This window comes from Ktedonobacterales bacterium, assembly GCA_036557285.1.
Taxonomy (GTDB): domain Bacteria; phylum Chloroflexota; class Ktedonobacteria; order Ktedonobacterales; family DATBGS01; genus DATBHW01.
The window spans coordinates 44,903-64,178 of record DATBHW010000020.1; the positions used below are offsets into that span (position 1 = coordinate 44,903).

Sequence of the window (19,276 nt, forward strand, 5' to 3'; positions counted from 1 at the left end):
GAACAACAATTGCTCATTTTGACATTGCCTCCTGAACACGTCGCAGATCGGGTTAGCTTAAGAAAATCGTTGGCGTAACAACAAATTCTGAAAGAAGACACCATCGTGCAAGAAGCGAAACAAGTCATTAATTCAAAGGGCTGGTGGAATACCTACTTCATAGAGCATTGGGAGGCTAACAACGGGAGAAACCAGACTCGTCACTTTATGGAACGCCTGCTGAGCACGCTTCCCGATTCTACCAAGGCGTATCTTCATGCTCATGTACTTGATATTCTTGATTGGGGATGTGCAATGGGGGATGGCGTCAAAATGCTGAGCCAGGCTTTTCCCCAGAGCCACGTTGTCGGCCTGGACTTTTCTACCCAGGCCATTGAAGCAGCCCGTAATCAGTATCCAGAGTGTGAATTTATTGTTGCAGATCGCATTCCTCGTGAATTCGATGTCATTATTACGTCCAACTGCCTTGAACATTTTGAGAAACCCCTCGATCAGATCAGAGAACACCTGCACTGGTGCAAAAAGCTTTATATCATCCTGGTCCCCTATAACGAATGCCCGCTCATTGACCAGCATCGTGCTCAATTTAGGGAAGAATCTTTCCCCGAACGGCTAGAGAACTTTACCCGCCTCTGTGCAGAGCCGATTGAAGTAGATCCAATGTATTGGACCGGCAAGCAACTTCTGGTTATGTATGGCGCTCCTGCTCATGTACGAGAACTTGCTATCAGTATTACTGGAATTGAAGAGGAACAGCGAGGTAATCCACTTTCTGGTATTGGTATCCTGGAAGAGAAGCCATCAGAATTGTTGAATATCCTGCTTGCCGCCGCCCTGGTCCAAAGAATGGGCACAGAAAGCAGGGTCAGCCATTTGCGAGCACAGGTAGACCTCTTAGAGGAACTACAAAAACGCGAGGCGCTGGTATATGCAGAAAAAGAGGGCCACCTTGTTGCTGAGCGCGACCAGCTCGTTGCCGAGCATCAACGTCTTGCTACTGAGCGCAGCCACCTTGTTGCCGAGCGTGACCAGCTTGCTGCCGAGCGCGATCAGCTTGCTGCCGGGCGTGAAGATCTCATTGCGCAGCTCAACCTGCTTTATAGTACCAAAGCCTGGAAATTGACCTACGCCTACTGGAATCTGCGTCGAGACGGGTTAAAAGGCTGGTTCCGCGCTGCCACCAAGGCGCTCAAGTTTGTGGCGAGAGTCCCGTTCAGGTTACTCTACCGGGTCATCCACACTTTCTATCATCTACTTGTCCCCCGAAGACTGCGGGTTGCCTTTTGGGAATATAGGTGGAGGCTTGCACACAAGCCGGTTTCAAGCATTGCCACCACATCGACTGCTTTAGTATCTTCAAATAATCCCCTCGCAAATCCCCCTGCACATGCCAACGCTAAGAACAATAAACACATCTTCATCTTTGCACTTGTCCCTTATTATGACATTGGGGGAGGACAACGACCGGCACAACTGGCCAAGACTTTCAACAAGATGGGATATTCCGTTCACTATATCTATGCGTACGATTCATCAGACTCTGGCAAGAAGGAGCACTATTTTCCACTTGAGAAACATGTCCAACTCCAGAACCTAACACCTAAAGAGGTAGTTTCCTCCCTCAAAGGGGATCCCATTTTCATTTTTGAGGCGCCCTACAAGGATTTTCTGCCATACTTAGAGCTTGCCCGGAGGATTCGGGCCAGGGTTATCTACGAGCACATTGATAACTGGGATACTTCACTTGGTAATTACTTTTCCTTCAGTGTTGATCTCCTCAAGCAGTTTTTGCGGAACGCTGATGTGACCATCACCACAGCCCAGGTTCTTAGGGATAAACTGAATGCCATTATTCAGGAGGATCAGAACCTATCACAGTGCGCCAGCAAGGTCTTCTATGCGGCGAATGCCGTGGACACCGACCTGTTTGATTCAATTTTAGAACAGCACCATCCTAAAGACCTGATAGTGGGCCGACGGACCCTGCTCTATTATGGGTCACTCTGGGGCGAGTGGTTCGATTGGAATCTCCTGAGGCAGGTAGCCACAAAGTGTGAGGAATGCGCTATCAATCTTATCGGCGATTACGAGAACTGGCCTCAAGTTAAAGCGATTATGGAAACCATGCCTAAGAATGTACAGTTTCTCGGGCCGAAGTTGCAAAGAGAACTGCCTGCTTACCTACGCTACAGCGATATTGCTCTCCTACCATTCAGAAATGATGAGATCGGTAAGTACGTTTCCCCGCTCAAAATATTTGAGTATATCGGGATGGACAAGCCGATATTAGCCACGAACCTGCCTGATATTGAGGGTTATCCCAACGTTTATGCTTCAGATGAAGCTGATGATTGGGTTGCATTTGTCAAAAATGAATTACCAGCTTGTACCGGACAAGGCCCGGCCTTTGCGCGGAAGAATAACTGGTATGCCCGTTGTAACTATCTGCTCGACCTGATTGAGCCTGTTCACCCCGTTCCGGAGAGGGGGACAATCTCGATTATTATCCTCAACCGGAATAATGCCAATATCATTACTCGCTGCATTGACAGCCTGATTGAGTTCAGAGCCAGATACCAATATAAGGTAATTGTGGTAGATAATCAGAGTACTGATGGCTCCTATGAACTGCTGCATGAGAAGTATAATAATGACATCCTCTTGCTCAGAAACAATAAAAATGGCTGTTCCTCTGGAAGGAACTTGGGGGTCAAGCAGGCAAAAGGGAACTTCATCCTGTTCCTCGATAGTGATCAGTGGGCCGTCAGTGCGCGGTGGCTAGAAGCTCCTTTGGATGTGTTGAGAAGGAACAGGAATATTGGCGCGGTTGGCTGGGGCGGCGGATGGTTCTTCCCAAATCACATTGGAGACATGATTAGCGCCCATTTGCCTTATAGCGGTGTGGAACCCGCGCTGCTTTTCCGGACAGATATAGGGTACCTCGGCACGTGTGGCATGCTGATCCGACGGGAAGTACTTGATGCTACAGATGGATTTGATGAAAATTTAGATCCGACATGCTATGAAGATACAGATCTTTCACTTCAGATCCGCGATCTAGGCTTTGAACTCGCATGTTGTCCTTACATGAACATTGTTCATCTCCCCCATCAAACGACCCAGGCGAATTCGCCAGGTCATTTGCAGTTAATGGAGAGGAATGGGAAATACTTCAAGAACAAATGGCTTGTGCGGAACCCTCGGCTGCTAGAGTACTATTATACTTCCAATGACCTGAAGTGATACCAGGGGGTAAGATGATGCGATCTAGCGGCATAGAGAATCATCCACAGGGCCATTTATGGAAGGTAGGGGAGAGGCGTTCGGCTCCACTCTCAGCAGCCATGCAACTATTCTATCGAGGAATTCATTCTGCGTATCATACCGTTGTGCCCTATCGGATGCGCATCATTCTCTGGGAATACCGTCGTCGGCGTTTAAGGGCGTTTAAAGAATATGCCCAGGCAAGGAATCGAAAGCTCATAGAACAATGTAAAACCGAGCTAAGGCAGATTATAGCTCAATCTCCAGACGCAAAAGGAGTAGTTATCTTCCCCCGATCCGTCGCTTGGGATACCCCTTTGTTTCAGCGCCCTCACCAAATGGCGATGGCCTTTGCTTCTCTCGGCTACCTTGTGTTCTATTGGGTTCAGGTGGATTCAATAGACAATGTGGCAAGGTTTCGCAAGGTTAATCATGGGCTATACCTGTGCAATGTGGCGCCGGAAGTGCTTCGTTGTGTCGAGAACCCCATCGTGATAACTTATACCTATACCTATAACTGGACAGCCCAACTCAAATCCTCGTCAATCGTCTACGAACTTATAGATCGCTTAGAGATTTTTTCCAACTTTCCCCTTCCATTGCTACGGCACTATCATAAGAAGCTCCTGAGCCAGGCTACAGTTGTTGTGGGAACGGCAAATGAACTTCTTGAAGACCTGGCACAGCATCGCCCGGATGCGATACTGTGCCCTAATGGAGTAGATTATGATCATTTTGCCAGCAATAACAAAGATATCCGTGGTTCCTACGAAGATATCCAACGGATCATCGAAGAGGGCAAACCAATTGTTGGCTACTATGGAGCGCTGGCTGAATGGTTCGACTATGACCTGATGAAGCATGCTGCAAAAGCACTTCCTGGATACAATTTCGTCTTGATCGGACCAGATTACGATTTCAGCATCGGTAAAACCGGCATTACAAAGCTTGCCAACATTCATTGGCTAGGCCCTAAAAATTACCATATACTACCCAAATATTTGCATGCTTTTGATATTGCTACCATCCCTTTCCAGATCACTAAAACGCTCCAGGCAGTATCACCAATCAAATTGTTTGAATACATGGCCGGAGGGCGGCCTATCGTTACAACCGATCTGGTGGAGTGCCGCAAATACCCCATCGTTCTCGTCGCCAAGAATCAGGACGAATTTGTTGGGTGTCTTCAGCGGGCAATGCAACTACGTGACGAGCCTGCATATCTAGCTGCCCTTAAAACTACGGCACAAGAAAATACCTGGCATGCGCGGGCGCGCACAATAATCACCGCAATTGAAGCGAAACAAACACCTCCTTTTTCATCCATATCAAACTCCAAGGAATCGAGATCATGCTAACCGTTCTCAGTGTTATAGGGACGCGCCCAGAAGCAATCAAGATGGCTCCAGTGATCAAAGAACTAGAGAGGCATCGAGATCACGTTCGTTCTTTTGTTTGTTCCACCGGCCAGCATCAAGAGATGCTTAATCAGGTGCTTGATTTGTTTCAGATCACCCCCGATTATGATCTGCATCTTATGCAGGTCAATCAAGGGCTAGCGCAACTGACTGCTCGCCTCTTTACTTCATTGGATGATGTACTTGAGGACGTTAAACCAAATTACGTCCTTGCTCAGGGCGATACAACAACGGTTCTGGTAGCCTCTCTTGTTGCGTTTTATCGTGGGATCAAGTTCGGCCATGTCGAGGCCGGCTTACGTACCGGCGATAAGCACAAGCCCTTTCCTGAAGAAATCAATCGCCGCCTGGCTGATGTGGTGGCGGATCTGTTTTTTGCCCCTACTGAACGGGCCCGCCAAACACTACTCTGCGAAGGGGTTTCGGCGCAGGATATTTATCTCACTGGCAACACGGTAATTGACGCGCTTCTTGACATTGCATCCCGCAATTATGAGTGGTCTAACAGCCCTCTGGCATGCCTACCAAGAGATCGTCGCCTGGTTCTGATTACCGCGCATCGTCGAGAGAGCTTTGGTGAGCAGTTCAAAGAGTTATGTTTGGCGATTCGTGACCTGGCCGAAGCGTTCCAAAAAGATGGTGTGCATTTTGTCTATCCCGTTCATCTGAATCCAAACGTGCGCAAGCCAGTTGGTGAGATTTTGTCGAATATACCAAACGTCTCGTTAATAGAACCGCTTGATTACCTTGCATTAGTTCAGCTGATGAAGCATGCAACACTTATTTTGACAGATTCAGGTGGCATTCAAGAAGAAGCACCGAGTTTAAGAGTCCCTGTATTGGTGATGCGTGATACAACTGAGCGCCCTGAAGGCATCGAGGCGGGCGTTTCACGACTCGTTGGCACACAGCGCGCTCGAATTGTGCAAGAGGCACAACACCTCCTCTGTGATCCTGCCGCGCATGCCGCTATGGCGACCAACACAAATCCATATGGGGATGGAAAAGCAGCAATGCGGATTGTCGCAGCTCTTTTTGAACGGGTATTGTGATGGTGGCCTTAACACCCCCTTTAGTTTCTATCGTGCTGCCAGTCTATAACGGCGCGCGCTATCTTAAAGAATCCATCCAAAGCTGCCTGGATCAAACATATCTTCGCTGGGAACTGCTTATAGTGGATGACGCGTCAACAGATCAGACCTCTGCAATTATTGCTGAATTTACAGCAAAAGATGACCGTGTTCGGTACATCCGGCATGAGACAAATAAGCGACTGCCCGCAGCCCTAAATACGGGCTTTGCTCACGCGCAGGGGGAATATCTGACATGGACATCTGATGATAATCGCTATCACCCGCAAGCACTGGAGGAGATGGTAGAGATCCTTGCTAGTAACAAATACGTTGATTTTGTCTATACAGATTATGATGAAATCTCTGAAACAGGTCAGCTTATGCAAAGCATAATAGCTGAGCCTCCCATGCAGTTAATTGAAAAACATACTGGTTTGGCATGCTTTCTCTATCGTCGTAGCCTCTATGAGCAAATTGGCAGCTATTCGGAAGACTTGTTTCTTGCGGAAGACTATGATTACTGGTTACGCATACTGGCTTCTGGATTTCACATGTATCCTCTCCATAAGAGCCTCTATTGGTATCGTCGCCATCCAGATTCTCTTACAGATGAACAGAGGGGGCATACATTTCTGGCAGCAGAGCGAGCTTTGCTCCGAAATCTTCCTAAGATGGCCTGGGCGGGTACAGCAGTACAAGGAAAAGCTTATCTTTACCTGGCATCATTAGCTGCATGGCGTGGCTCTCACAGAGCAGCTTTCCTATACTCAATACGCGCGATGCGTTACGCCCCCGCCGCCGTTACAGCCAAAGTGGCTTTCTTCCTGGCTAAATGTATAGGGCATCAACGTTGAAATAAATAGAGATGCTCATGCCCCGCTGGTGATGCGCCCAATCTTGTTGCCTGAGGCCTCAGTAAACCAGAGGTTGCCATCAGGCCCTGTGGTAATTCCAGCAGGGGCGCTCAGAGGCTCCGGGAGAGCATACTCATCAATGTGTTGTCCATCTGGGGTGATACGCCCAATCTTGTTGCTATCATACTCGGTAAACCAGAGGTTGCCATCTCGGCCAGTAGTAATCTGGAAGGGCTGGCTTTTAGGATTTGGCAAAGGAAACTCATCGACACGTTGCCCATCAAGGCTGATGCGGCCAATCTTGTTGCCTGCTGCCTCGGTGAACCAGAGATTGCCATCTGGACCAATTGTCATGCCCCGAGGGTGGCTATCAGGCGTCGAGATGGGGAACTCCCTGATGCTCTTCCCATCGGGGGTGATGCGCCCAATCTTGTTGGCGCCATACTCTGAGAACCAGAGAGCGTTATCTGGCCCCTTGATAATCATGGAAGGGTGGGCGCCAGGCGACGAGAGAGGGAACTCAGCGAAATCCCCATTAGGAGTGATGCGCCCGATCTTACTGCCAGTAGTTTCCGCGAACCACAGATTGCCATCGGGGCCGCTAGTAATGCCTTCAGGTATGCTACCAGGCGTTGGGATATCGAACTCGTTGAGGTGCCCATCAAGGCTGATGCGCCCAATCTTGTTGGCATGCCATTCAGTAAACCAGAGAGCGCCATCGGGTCCGGTGGTAAGCACAACTGGGCCGCTATTAGAGGTCGGCAGGAAGGGGAACTCGTTGAGGTGCCCATCAGGGGTAATGTGGCCAATGCGATTGCCTTCATACTCTGCAAACCAGAGGGCGCCGTCAGGGCCACTGGTTAGCTCATACAAGTGGCTTGGAGACGTTGGCACAGCGAACTCGGTGATGATTCCGGCAGGCAGCGTTGTGGGCTTGGGAGTAGCCCTGGACGCCGTGCCGCCTTTGAAGAGACCCAGCGAGGCCCCCACTGCCAGCGTTGTGCCTCCAGCGGCGATCACCACAAGCGCCAGCAACAGCAGCAGTATAGGTAGTATGCGCCGGCGACGTGGTGGAGGTGGAATGACCGGCGCCTGATTGGGCAAAACTGCAAGCCCCGTTGCATAGGTCGGTGGCAACGGAGGCATAGTCGCTGGACCACTGCCGGGCGTGGCCCAGCCATATGGCCCGCTGCCAGGCTCTCCCCAAACGGGAGGTGGCTCCGAACGCGGTCCGGCTGGCGGGAAGGCCGCTGGACCACTGCCTGGCGCTGGGGGCAGGCCATACGTCACAACCGTTGGCAAATCACCAATCTCCCCAGTGGTAGGCGGTGACACATATGTCATCTCATCCGAGGGCGCAACGCTGGCAGCGCGCAGGGCTGCCTGAAACTCCGTCATCGTCTGATAGCGCTCGACAGGCGCCTTCGCCAGCGCTTTCAAGATCACTGCTTCTACTGCCAGTGGAATAGCGGGATTGAGGCTGCGCGGGAGCGGCGGCGGCTGCTGCGCCTGCATCATCAGCAGCGAGACAGAGGTCACTCCAGTGAAAGGAAGCTGCCCAGTCAGCATTTGAAAGAGGATCACCCCCAACGCATAGATATCGACGCGGTGATCAATCGTCTTGCTCAACACCATCTCTGGTGCAGCATATTCCGGGCTGCCAACAAAGGCGCCCATGCTTGTCAGGGTTGCAGCAGCATCTTCCTTCTGTACCAGTCGCACAATACCAAAGTCAGAAAGCAGCGCACGACCCTCATCACTTATCAAGATATTGGCCGGCTTCACATCACGATGCACTAGACCCCGCTCGTGGGCATATTGAAGGGCGCCAGCTACCTGCTCAGTAACTGACACCACCTCAGAGAGGGGCAGGATATGACGCTGAGCAAGGTATTCGCGCAGCGTGCCGCCGGAAATCAGAGGCATCACCAGGTAGGTCAGATCACCCTGCTCGCCGAAATCATAGACCGGAACAATATGAGGATGATTCAATTTCGCCACCGCGCGCGCCTCGCGTCGAAAGCGCTCAAGATATCCTGGCTCGTGTGCCAGCGCAGCTGACAGCACTTTGATCGCCACTTCGCGTTCCAGGCGGGGGTCATGCGCACGATAGACCTGGCCCATGCCACCAGCACCAAGCAATATTTTGATTTCGTAAGGGCCAACGTTGGTCCCTTCCAACTCTGCCACTGGAAGCCTCCTAACCTCACCGCTGAACAGATGAGCGGATAATGCCACTACAAGCACCCGCTCACCCCCCTGCTAGCTGACTTCCATTATACCAGATACGGTCGTTTGGAGAGCTACAGAATCACCTGCTTACGAAGAAAGAAGTTCCTCATTGACACTCCCCGCTTAAAGGCAGGGAGATTCTTCCTTCAGCCGGCCAACGTAACCGGGCGTCATCGCTTGGGTTGGTCGGCAGTTGATTGTCCAGAAGTGTTCGTACTCCGAAGAGTCCCGTTCCCGCCTGCCCGGCGGTACGGAGCGCCAGGACTAAGATGTTCAAGGCGGCGTTTTGATCGCGACTAAGGACTGGCACGGTGGAGGTTCATCCGCATGGGACCAATCAGTTCTGCCATCCTGGCTTTTTTTTCAGTTTTACCGTATCCTTCTTATGTGGCTCACTACCGTCGCTCTCATTCAAGAAAACTGCTGAGCCATAGGTACTAAAGGGCTTGGCACAGAGAGAGAATATAGCATATCCTTGAGATGTTCTGATAGGTCGAGCGCTTGCTTTAGATTGAAACACATTCGCTCTTATTTCTTCTAGGAAGAATGTTCACTTGGAGAAAGGCACAGTCAGATGACTCCCCCGATACCGGGAGATACTCTTAGCGGCACCCCCCCTTGCGTGAGTATTGTTATCTCAGCTTATAATCGAGCAGGCTTTCTTCCAACCTGTCTCTCCTCTCTCTGCACACAAACATACCCATCAAGTCGTTACGAAATCATTGTGGTAGATGATGGTTCAAGTGATGGCACCGCTGACAAAGCAAGAGAGGTTTTGAGTCACTGGGGAGGCGCATTCCAGGTGATTCAGAAGGCAAACGGTGGTCCGGCCAGCGCCCGCAACGCTGGCATCCGAGCTTCCCAGGCGGATGTCATCGCCTTCATCGACTCCGACTGTGTCGCAGACTCAAACTGGCTGACAGCACTCACCGATGTTCTGAATTCTTCAGATGCTGCTGGTGTTGGCGGACCGCTGGTGAATAGCAGCCCCAAAGGTTGGGTGTCAAATTACCTCAATGCCGCCGATTTTTATCGTCATCGTGTACGTGCTGGGAAGGTCGATTACTTGCTCACCGCGAACGTTGCCTTTCGGCGTATAGCTCTGCTACAGGTAAAAGGATTCGCCGTGCTAGATGGTGTCTGGAGTGAAGACGCGGACCTTTCCTTCCGCTTGGTTCAGTCTGGCTATACTTTGTTACTAGCCAAGCAGGGAATCGTTACGCATTATGGAACGCCGGTCTCGGTTCGAGGACTTATCAAAAATCTCTACCGATATGGATACGGAAATTGTGTACTGTCAATACATTGGAAAAACGGACGAACGCCTGGCACTGAGTTGATACGACATGGAGGAGCCATTGTATTATCACCCTTCCTGGCGCTCTCCTATACACGACGCGTTGGACTAGCGTGGGCTGTTGCTTTCTGGCCTTTGATTGCCATTGAGCATACGGCATTTGTGGTGGGTCTTATCAGTGGCATGATGCGAGGAATATCGCGGGGACGGCTATGACGGACCAGATCTTCGTAAGTATCGTTATGCCGGTGCGTAACGAAGAGGCTTTTATTGCACGCAGCCTTGGCGCTGTCCTCAACCAGGATTACCCCCACGAATCCATCGAAATTTTAATCGCAGACGGCGAAAGTTCGGATCGCACGCTTGAGATCATGCATTCCTTGTCCGGGATGGAGCGAGTACGCATCATCTGCAACCCTCAGAGAACACAGGCAGCGGGTTTGAATAAGGCGATTCAGCAGGCCAGAGGAGCTATCATTATTCGTGTTGATGGGCATACCATCATTGCGCCAGATTATGTTCGCCAGTGTGTCTCTGCTTTGCAAGAGACGGGGGCTTGCAACGTCGGTGGCCTTATGAACCCGGTCGGCATCACACGCATGGGGAAAGCCATCGCTGGCGCGATTAGATCGCCTTTTGCCGTACCGAGCGCCTTTCACATAAGTAGAAAAAAACAATACACCGATACGGTGTACATGGGCGCCTGGCCACGTTGGGTCTTTGAGCGTGTCGGTGCATTCGATGAGCGCCTGGCTCCGAATGAAGACTATGAACTCAATTACCGCATACACCGGGCCGGAGGCGAGATCTATCTCTCTCCCAACATTCGCTCTCACTACTTCGGGCGTCAAACACTGCGCACATTGGCTCGGCAATATTTCTACTATGGAAAAGCGAAAACCAACACCCTCAAAAAACACCCGGCTTCGCTGCGGCTGCGGCAACTGGTTGCACCCTGCTTTGTGGGCGCTCTCCTGGGAGGAATACCTCTTGCTGTTATGATCCCTCTCTCGCTGTGGCTCTGGCTCCTGATGCTCGTCGCTTATCTGTCCGCCAATCTCATCTTCTCCCTCGCTGCGGCCAGACGGATAGGATATCGCTACTTCTGGTGCATGCCATTTGTCTTCCCGACGATTCACCTGGCCTGGGGCGCAGGGTTCTGGGTTGGCCTCGTTGGAGGGGGTGTCCGACTGCCTCGCAGGAAACATTGAAGAAGTGCCCTCGGTGATCGCTATTACAGGCCAGGTGTTTCAGGCTGCGCCTCGAACGGTGCCAGCAGGGTGGGTAAGAAAAGTATGATGGAAGGAAGAAGGAAGTACACACAGAACCACCTCACATCGGCTCAGCGTCGGCTGGCATCTTCCTGTTTCGTGCAGAGGAAGGTTATTCGTATAGCCAAAAAGGCTAGTTGATTCCTTCTAGCGCAGCCAGGGAGATTTCTGATGGTGGCCGTTACTGTGATATCGGGCCTTCTAGGGTGGGCAGCGGCGCCTCTTCTGCTGCCTGATCCTTTCGTGGTGCAGCAGAAGCTTGCTTAGCCTGCTGGGCTTTATATGCCGCGTAGGCCAGAAGGCTAAAGATCCCCCCTGCTCCTACCAGCGCCAGCGCGTGGGCTGAATGAGTGAATAACCAGTGAGGTCCCGTCCATTGGGTTGGATCGGCCAGGCGAGCTGTGCCGTGCAGGAGCACCGTTGCGGCCACACTCAGCACCCCTCCGCCAATAATGCCGATGGCCCAGGCCAACCTGATCACCGGCCAGAGTCGAGCGAGCAGCTTTGTCCACGAAATAGTTCTCAGAGACCAGAAAAGAGGTGGAATGCAGAGGAGCAAGGTTCCCCAGATCACGGCGAGCATGATCGGGTCAAAGGGGGTGTGTAAGCGTGCGAAACTGCCATATCCGCCGACTGAGACAACAACTAGCTCGTACACGCCCAGGAATGCGAGAGCGCCCATCATCTGGGCCTGTCGTGAAGAACGCTGCCAGAGCAACAAACCAAACCAGAACAGGGCAAATAGCGGAAAAAACCGATACATGAAGTAGACTCTGCCTGAAATCTGCTCCAGTCCAAAGAGGGGGGCTGCAAACACGCCCTGGGGGTCAATCTGTGAAGTTAGATAATACGTGTTCGATGAAGTGAGCAAGACCGGAATAGTATGCAGCGCAAATTCGACGGGATGCGTGTCCACAATAGCTGAGGCATAGTTCCCCGCAAGCTCCCAACGATTGTCGGTGATCGCTGGATAGAAGGTAGCAAAGGTATAGGGATTGATTTCGCCACCTGCGGCCAGATAGGCGTTCAGCTTTTGGGTCACGTCGGCATATTGGGCAGGAGCCTCGTTTTGCATATGGTACTGCATGACCTTGCCCAGGAGGTTAATACGCTGGATATAGGTGATGCCAGGATAGTTATGCTGCGTCGCATTCATATAAATGAAGAGTCCCAGGCAGCCATAGAGGATCAGGATTGCCAGAACTGCGTGTGGCAGCAAGCGGAGTACCCTGCCGCGCTGTGCCCCAATACCCAACAGATAGGCAAAAAGGGGAATGGGCACAAAGGCCCATTCGGCGTGTGTCATCAAGGCGCACAACACCAAAAAGGCGACCAGCCATAAGAGACTGGCGCGGCAGGTGCGAATAAAGAGGATGATGGCTAAGGCAAGCGAAGCCACAATCCAGAGGGAAAGACCTTCGGAAAGAACCGGCTTGATAAACGAGAGCAATAAGGTATCTATGCCTATGATAAGCCCCGCAACCAGCCCCAGCCAGGCGCGCCGGAAGATCAGGCAGAGGACGAGATAGATCTCTATGGTGGCGATTACGAAGAGAACGCCTTGCACCATACTCACAGCGGCGAAATTTCCCTGGCCCGCCAGAAGAAAGACCGCCGCGATGAGCAGGGGATAGCCTGGTGTACGTACTGGATCGACGAGGTTGCCATTTGCCAGGATATGCTGAGCGACATTGAGATAGCTGGGAGTATCAGGACGAATTTCTGCCTGTGGATGGTTCAGATAGTACCCGACAACGACCAGGCTCGTGATAAGCAGCAGTAGGAGGCCGAAGGAGACATACCTGGCGCCCTTCCAATCTTTAGCAAGTGTTGCTACCGCTTGTTGAATATGCCGACGTCCTCGCGCAAAGCTGGTCCCCCAGAAAGGTGACCACTGCCAGCTGAGCGCAGAAAGCAGGGTCAGCGGGTGTCCCTCATTAGCGCCATACATGATGTGCTTCCTTGTCTATTAAAATCAGGCCGCAAGATCGAATTTCCAGAGGCTGGTTTGCCATCCTGTCGCATTACTACCGGGATACACACCTGCCATACAGATAAAAGTCTGCTTTTTATCTTGTGAGAAGCCCAGCGACCCTTGTGCATAGTCACCCCAATGTGCTCCGGTGAATGGCCCATTCCCAGCTTGCAGGAGCGTAGATGGGTTCCCCTGCCCAAAGGTATTGGGGGGGCTATCCTGTGAACGGCTGGCGAAGATCAGACCAGAGTACCGATCACGAGACGAAAGCTCTGCAAAGAGTACAACATTTCTCTGGGGATCGACCACCAGTGATGGGTAGAAGATGTAGCCATCGGAGAGGCCGAGGATACTCTGCTGCGCAACGCTGGCGCGCACCCCATTGGCACCTCCATTGTTTGGAGAAGAGTTAAGCGATGGTATGAGGTCGAACCAGTAGATACCCGCTTTGGTAGCAGCGTTACCAGTCCAATTGACGGCTGTAGTGAACGCAGCAAAAAGATGTCCCTGGGTAAGCTGGGCCTGGGCAATCCGCGCGTCGCCTGTTGTGAGCTTTATAGAAGTCCCTTTTTGTTCGGCGGCAGGTGGATCGGCGTAGGGAGATGGAAGCGTCACTACCCCTGCCGTGATGGAGGCTGGAGAAGAAGATCCTCCTGTGCTGGCCGATGACGTATCGTTGAGCGCCCAGAGGCTCAATTTGTTGGAAACCTGGCCGAGGTCTGCGTAGCCAGCGTCATCAGCCAGGAGCCATTCAGTCGTGTCAGCGCCACCCTCGACAGCGGGAGTCAGTGTGACGACTGGATGGCCCTGTGCATTGATGAAACCAGTCCAGGAATACACAGATTTTGTATTGCCAGAGAGAAACTCCTTCCTCGGAAGCTCCCAGAGGTCTGCCCCCAGGAACGCGCCATTTTGCCCACAGGCAAAACTGGTCCCCGTAATGAAGATGCTCGTTCCGTTAATGCCAATCTGCGGATAATCGGCCCAATTACATTGCTCCCTATAGGTAGGAATCTGTGTATTAAATTGATAGAAATACCATGTCCCTAGCGGAGCGCCTGAAACAGTAGTCATAGCGACATTGAAAAAACCCTGGGTGACAGCGCCATTACTTATGCGCAGTTGGTTGGCAACCAGGATCCAGCGATCCCTGGTTGGATCGTAGAGTACCCTTGCCTCCCCGATGACATTACCTGCTTGGAACATGGGCGCAAAGAACGTTGCTAGGCTCACGACGCGATTGCCACTGGGGCCGCTGATGAGTAACGTGCCATCCACTGCCTCAAAGAGAAAATTATTTCCAGATGCGACGGAAATGTCCATCGGGGAATTTATTCCCACTTGCGGCTGTCCAAGTCCGCCCTTAATAGAGGTTGCTGCTGGACCAGATGGCCCGTTGGAGGGTTTCACACTGATGGTCGCGCCTTTGTCTTGTGAGAGGGAAGGTAATTGCTTGATATTTGTAGCTGCGTTGGCAATGTTGTCGGCCTCTTCACTGGACCATTTGTAACGCGCTGGCAAAGTGTATTGTTTGGCTGCTGTATTGCTGGTGATCGCGGGAACACTGGCGAGATCGTGCAGGCCGTATCCCGTGACTGTATGCAGCCTTGAATGAATCGGGTTAACGGTAGTGGGTGGGGGTGAGGTGGTTTTTTGATGCAAAAGAACCCCAACCAGGACAGCAGAAAGAGAACCGAGTATGATGATGAGCGCCAGGCCGCCAAAGACGAATCGCTGACGCGCAGAGAGTGTGTTCAAGGAGAGACGCCGACGAGGCAGTTTTTGGAGGGGAACGCCCGGTACAGGCGGGCGTGACATATCAGGACTTGCAGGCCAGGCGCCTGCTGGCGTGGCTGTCAGAGGTGGCGCAGAGAAATGTGCCCCTGGCTGAGAGAATAGGCTAGCAGGCGTCCCTTGCCCACTGGGTGGAAATTGAGGCTGGCTCCCCCATGAGGGCACAGGGGAGGGAGTTGGTTGCACTATCACGGGAGGAGGGCTGCTCCATCCTCCCGGTCCTGCGGGCGAAATTGGCTGCCCAGGAAAGGGGGTAGCCGCTGGACCTGGGGAGGAAGGTGGAAAAGAAGGCGCTGTCAATTTATCTATGATGCTGACTGGTAATGTCGGCTGCCAAAGCGCCTGCTCAGCCTGGTTTGCAGTGCTGACCGAGAGACGCAGTGCTTGCGCGAAGTCACTGATACGCGCGAACCGCTGTGGCGAGTCTTTTGCCAGTGCGCGGAGAAGCACCCCATTGACGCCTGGAGGCAGGAGCGGGTTGGCTTCAGTTGCAGGAGGCGGCGTAACCGTTAAGTGGTGATGATATACCTCTGCCAAAGTCCCGTTAAATACTGGCCGACCAGTTAAGAGGAGATAGGCAACCCCGGCAAGGGCATATTGATCACTGGCAGGCGATGCCCTCCCGCTGTATTGCTCAGGCGCTGTATAGAGCGGTGTTCCCGCCAATCCACTATGGGAGGAGGTCCAGGTAATCGAACGCGCCAGGCCAAAATCAGCTAAGAGGATATGGAGCTGAATCAGCACCTCATTAGTTATCTGGACGGTAGGTTCATTGGAGAAAGCCTCGTAGGAGAGGTCACTCTGATAGTGATAAGAGGAAGGGGTCGTTGTCGTCGATCCTGGCAGAATACGGACAAGCAGATTTTGTGGCTTTACGTCGAGGTGGACGATCTGGCGGTCATGGGCAAACTGTAAGGCGCTTGCTGCCTGATCGATGATGTCGGCAACGAGGATAGGGTGGAGAGGAAGCTTATAGCGGGGCAGTTGGGAAGAGGTGACGAAATCGGCCAGCGAGCCTAATGCGACGTATTGCATGACCAGATAGCGAGTACCATCCTGCTCGCCAAAGTCATAAATGGGAATAATGTGAGGATGCTCTAGCGCAGCAATAGCCCGTGCCTCTCGGACGAATTGCTGTGTTGCTTTTTCCCGGCTGGCGGGGGTTGCCATCAGCGAGTCTTCCCCCTGAATGACTTTGACCGCCACCTGTCGCCCAAGCTCAGGCTGCTCAGCAAGATAGATGTCACCCATTCCGCCGCTGCCGATGCGGCGTATGATACGGCAACTTCCAAGCGTTGTCCCCTCTAGTCCAGCCATACAAGCTTCCTTTCGCTCTCCCCTCCTGAGGGATTTGTGTTTGCATTGATCCCCTTGCTTCGTGAACGTATTGTACCATAGACTGCTGCTGACTTGTATCGTCTTTCTCGCTTGAGCAGCCCTGTCGCCTGAGACCCTTGCCTCCCCTCTCTAGTCCTTAACAACGGTTGAGGTTAGCGCTTTTTGCGCTTTAGCGAGTCGCGGTTGCCGTAGGGGTTGGAGCAGGCGCCTGGTGAACTACCAGCGCGGCCATGACATTTGCAAGTAACTTTTGCATGCCAGGAATAGGCGAGGTGTGATGAGCGCACCCCTCGGCTGGCTGAAGCAGGCGCAGGCTATCAAGCGCATAGGACCAGTAGATAGAACCTGTGGCAAACACCATTGCGCCCGATTGAGCAATGTAGTAGGTCGTGTTGCTGAAGTCGTGTGTGCCATCGGCGGCGACAGTAGCCGAGACGCTCAGCACGCGCAATCCTGGCGGGGTTGCGCCGTTATGAAAGACGCGGTCCCATTCATAACCAACAAGATCGCAGCCGTATGCTTCCCCTGGCTGAAGGCCCGTTCCGGCCAGAAGTGGTGATGACACCTGCTGATTCACCTGCCAGGGAAATCCTGGTGGTTGGTTTGCAAAGTTGGACCACATAATACCAATTAAGGCGTTCTCTGGACGGCTCAGGAGATCGTCACGCCAGTGGACGGTCACATGGCGATTATCAAGGCCATAGAAAGGGTCTGTTTTGAGATCTTTATAACAGACAATCGTGCGATCCGCTCTGTCCATGCTGTCCGGCTCGAAGCGGATTTGCCAGTACCCATCGTTCGCTCCGAGAAACGCCAGGCCCACGCCCGCGTTGCGGGCGCTTTCCACCCCATCGCGCATCGCTTCTGACCAATATTCATCGTGACCGAGGTCGAGATAGGCGCGATGGTTGAGTAATTGTTGCGGGTCATCGTTCAGATCAACACTGCTGATGTATGAGAGGTCGTAGCCCTGGCGTTCCATCCAGCGAATAGCATCAATTTCGTAAGGCAGACCCTGCACACTAGCGCCCACAGATGCAGGCCGATCAAGAGAAACTTTACTGGCGCGCGTGGCGTCCGAACCATCAGGCCCGTGATACAGGCTATACCCTCCCCAGTCATTATAGGCTGCATAGGTTGTATCGGATGTAACGGCCACATACGTCGAATGCGGGTTGCCGCGCACATCGAAAGTAAGGAACGTTTGCTTATCAGCCGCGCCAGTCAATTTAGCCAGGTAGACTCCTGTAATCCAATTATCTGGGATGCGCAGCTTAAACGAGGGTTGCCAGCGAGCTTCGATCAGGCGTGTTTTGGGATCAACCAGGCAGGAATGACAATCAACAAGCTCCTTCTTACTGTAATCATAATACCCCTGTGCCTGCCCGACTTGTTTGGTAGATTGCATCAGGCGCGCGCCTGCCCCCCCATACCAGCCCAGCCGGTAAATATCAATGGTATACGATGTCCCTGCTTGCTGGACACTGACATAAAACGTGACCGTTTGCCCTGGCAGCGCCGATAAGGCGCTGGCATATACTTGAATCTGTGTGGAAGCAGCCCGGTTTGTTGGAATGAGCCAGCTTGCTGAACCCTTTCGCGCGTTCTCTTGCGCGATGAGTGAACCTTTTCCCTCCCGCGTTGGTGGGGGGTCCGAGCCGAACAGCGCAGTACAGCTTGCCAGAATGATAGGAATGCTCATCAACAGGAGCAGTCGAGGTAGGCTCCAGAATGCCCACCACCCCTTGAAACGTGATAAATATGGATGAAAGGAACGAGCCATAGACACTCTCCTTCAGAGCCTGTATATGCGCCCATCTGCCCAACTGCGCGCCAGGCGTGTGAAGTCCCTTTGGAGCGTGCGCTGCTAGGATTCTTCTGCTTTCCGAAAGACATACTCATTACATCCATGCCCTTTGCCGCACGTCTTGAGTTGCTCCAGTATGAAGCCTCGTTTTCGGTAAAAGTCGAAAATCTCTTCGGGCTTAGCTACTTCAAAGGGGTATCCACCAGCCCAATCCACTAGATCCCGCCACGCCGACATTCCTCGATTTTTTTTGTAATTTTGCCATGAGGTAAATGGATTGCCATGTTGCAGCAGGTCGCGGAGCATGCGTGTTCCCCTCAACTGAATTGTTAGGGGGATTAAAATAAGAAATCTGAGATACCTGGGCAAGCGATTATATGTTCGCTTCATTTGCCGCCACCGTCGGCTCGTACCGCCCTGGTCATTGTAAATGGAAATGAAGAGAAACCCTCCTGGCGCAACCAGCGTAAGGACATATTCCAACGCTTGCCACATTGCTCCTGTATGGTGAAGTACACCCCAGGAATATACAATATCCGACTTCCCCAAAGTCTGGAGGTACGCTGCATCCAGCACCGATCCCTGCTCAATCGTCCAGGTGGGATCGTTTGGGAAATAGCGCTGCCTGAGTTCAGCAGTACACTCCACTGCTACTGGGTCGTAGTCAAAGGAGCGGACCTTTGCGCCCAACCTTCTGGCAGCAAGAGAAAACAGGCCACTCCCAGACCCAATATCGAGAAACGTCTTGCCCTGTAAGTTCTCCACCGATAGCCGACGTTTGAGCGATTTTTCAGCCTCGGTAATGCGCTCATCGTTGAGTGTTCTGAGGAATTGGCGCCAGTTCTTCCCAAATGCAAAGCGCTCGCCCGTAGCAACTTCTTTTTCAGAGAGAATCATCTCGCCCCCTTTGGATTTCAGACTCAGGCATGTTCATCACAGCACAGACGAGGAGG

At 52.4% G+C, this 19,276-nt stretch carries 11 protein-coding genes; 6 read left to right on the top strand and 5 right to left on the bottom strand.

What is annotated here, in order from left to right; translation table 11 throughout:
- Positions 1-105: 105 nt before the first annotated feature.
- The 4 genes from VH599_06665 to VH599_06680 are packed head-to-tail and all read left to right on the top strand — an operon-like array spanning position 106 to position 6,609.
- Complete coding sequence (locus tag VH599_06665; protein ID HEY7347986.1) at positions 106-3,243, top strand: glycosyltransferase; 3,138 nt, start codon at positions 106-108, stop codon at positions 3,241-3,243.
- 14 nt (positions 3,244-3,257) lie between these two features.
- A complete protein-coding gene (locus VH599_06670; protein HEY7347987.1) occupies positions 3,258-4,622 on the top strand; it encodes a glycosyltransferase in 1,365 nt (454 codons plus the stop codon).
- Entirely contained in the window at positions 4,616-5,734 is a 1,119-nt protein-coding gene (gene wecB, locus VH599_06675) for a UDP-N-acetylglucosamine 2-epimerase (non-hydrolyzing) (protein ID HEY7347988.1), read from the top strand. The genes VH599_06670 and wecB overlap by 7 nt, the downstream gene beginning before the upstream one ends.
- Positions 5,734-6,609 (top strand): glycosyltransferase, encoded by an 876-nt coding sequence (locus VH599_06680; protein ID HEY7347989.1) that lies wholly within the window; start codon positions 5,734-5,736, stop codon positions 6,607-6,609. The genes wecB and VH599_06680 overlap by 1 nt, the downstream gene beginning before the upstream one ends.
- A gap of 15 nt (positions 6,610-6,624) precedes the next feature.
- On the opposite strand, the gene VH599_06685 is transcribed toward VH599_06680, so the two are convergent.
- Positions 6,625-8,799, bottom strand: coding sequence for a protein kinase (locus tag VH599_06685; protein ID HEY7347990.1), 2,175 nt, complete (start codon positions 8,797-8,799; stop codon positions 6,625-6,627).
- A gap of 664 nt (positions 8,800-9,463) precedes the next feature.
- On the opposite strand from VH599_06685, the gene VH599_06690 reads away from it, so the two are divergent.
- Together VH599_06690 and VH599_06695 are read left to right on the top strand one after the other, a co-directional pair.
- Entirely contained in the window at positions 9,464-10,354 is an 891-nt protein-coding gene (locus VH599_06690) for a glycosyltransferase (protein ID HEY7347991.1), read from the top strand.
- Positions 10,351-11,349 (top strand): glycosyltransferase family 2 protein, encoded by a 999-nt coding sequence (locus tag VH599_06695; protein HEY7347992.1) that lies wholly within the window; start codon positions 10,351-10,353, stop codon positions 11,347-11,349. The genes VH599_06690 and VH599_06695 overlap by 4 nt, the downstream gene beginning before the upstream one ends.
- Before the next feature lie 241 nt (positions 11,350-11,590).
- On the opposite strand, the gene VH599_06700 is transcribed toward VH599_06695, so the two are convergent.
- The 4 genes from VH599_06700 to VH599_06715 form a co-directional block, all read right to left on the bottom strand.
- A complete protein-coding gene (locus tag VH599_06700; GenBank protein ID HEY7347993.1) occupies positions 11,591-13,360 on the bottom strand; it encodes a hypothetical protein in 1,770 nt (589 codons plus the stop codon).
- 24 nt (positions 13,361-13,384) lie between these two features.
- Positions 13,385-16,495, bottom strand: coding sequence for a protein kinase (locus VH599_06705; GenBank protein ID HEY7347994.1), 3,111 nt, complete (start codon positions 16,493-16,495; stop codon positions 13,385-13,387).
- A 190-nt stretch (positions 16,496-16,685) separates the two neighbouring features.
- Positions 16,686-18,299, bottom strand: coding sequence for a N,N-dimethylformamidase beta subunit family domain-containing protein (locus VH599_06710; GenBank protein HEY7347995.1), 1,614 nt, complete (start codon positions 18,297-18,299; stop codon positions 16,686-16,688).
- Positions 18,300-18,383: 84 nt separating this feature from the next.
- Positions 18,384-19,220 (bottom strand): class I SAM-dependent methyltransferase, encoded by an 837-nt coding sequence (locus VH599_06715; protein HEY7347996.1) that lies wholly within the window; start codon positions 19,218-19,220, stop codon positions 18,384-18,386.
- Positions 19,221-19,276: the final 56 nt, after the last annotated feature.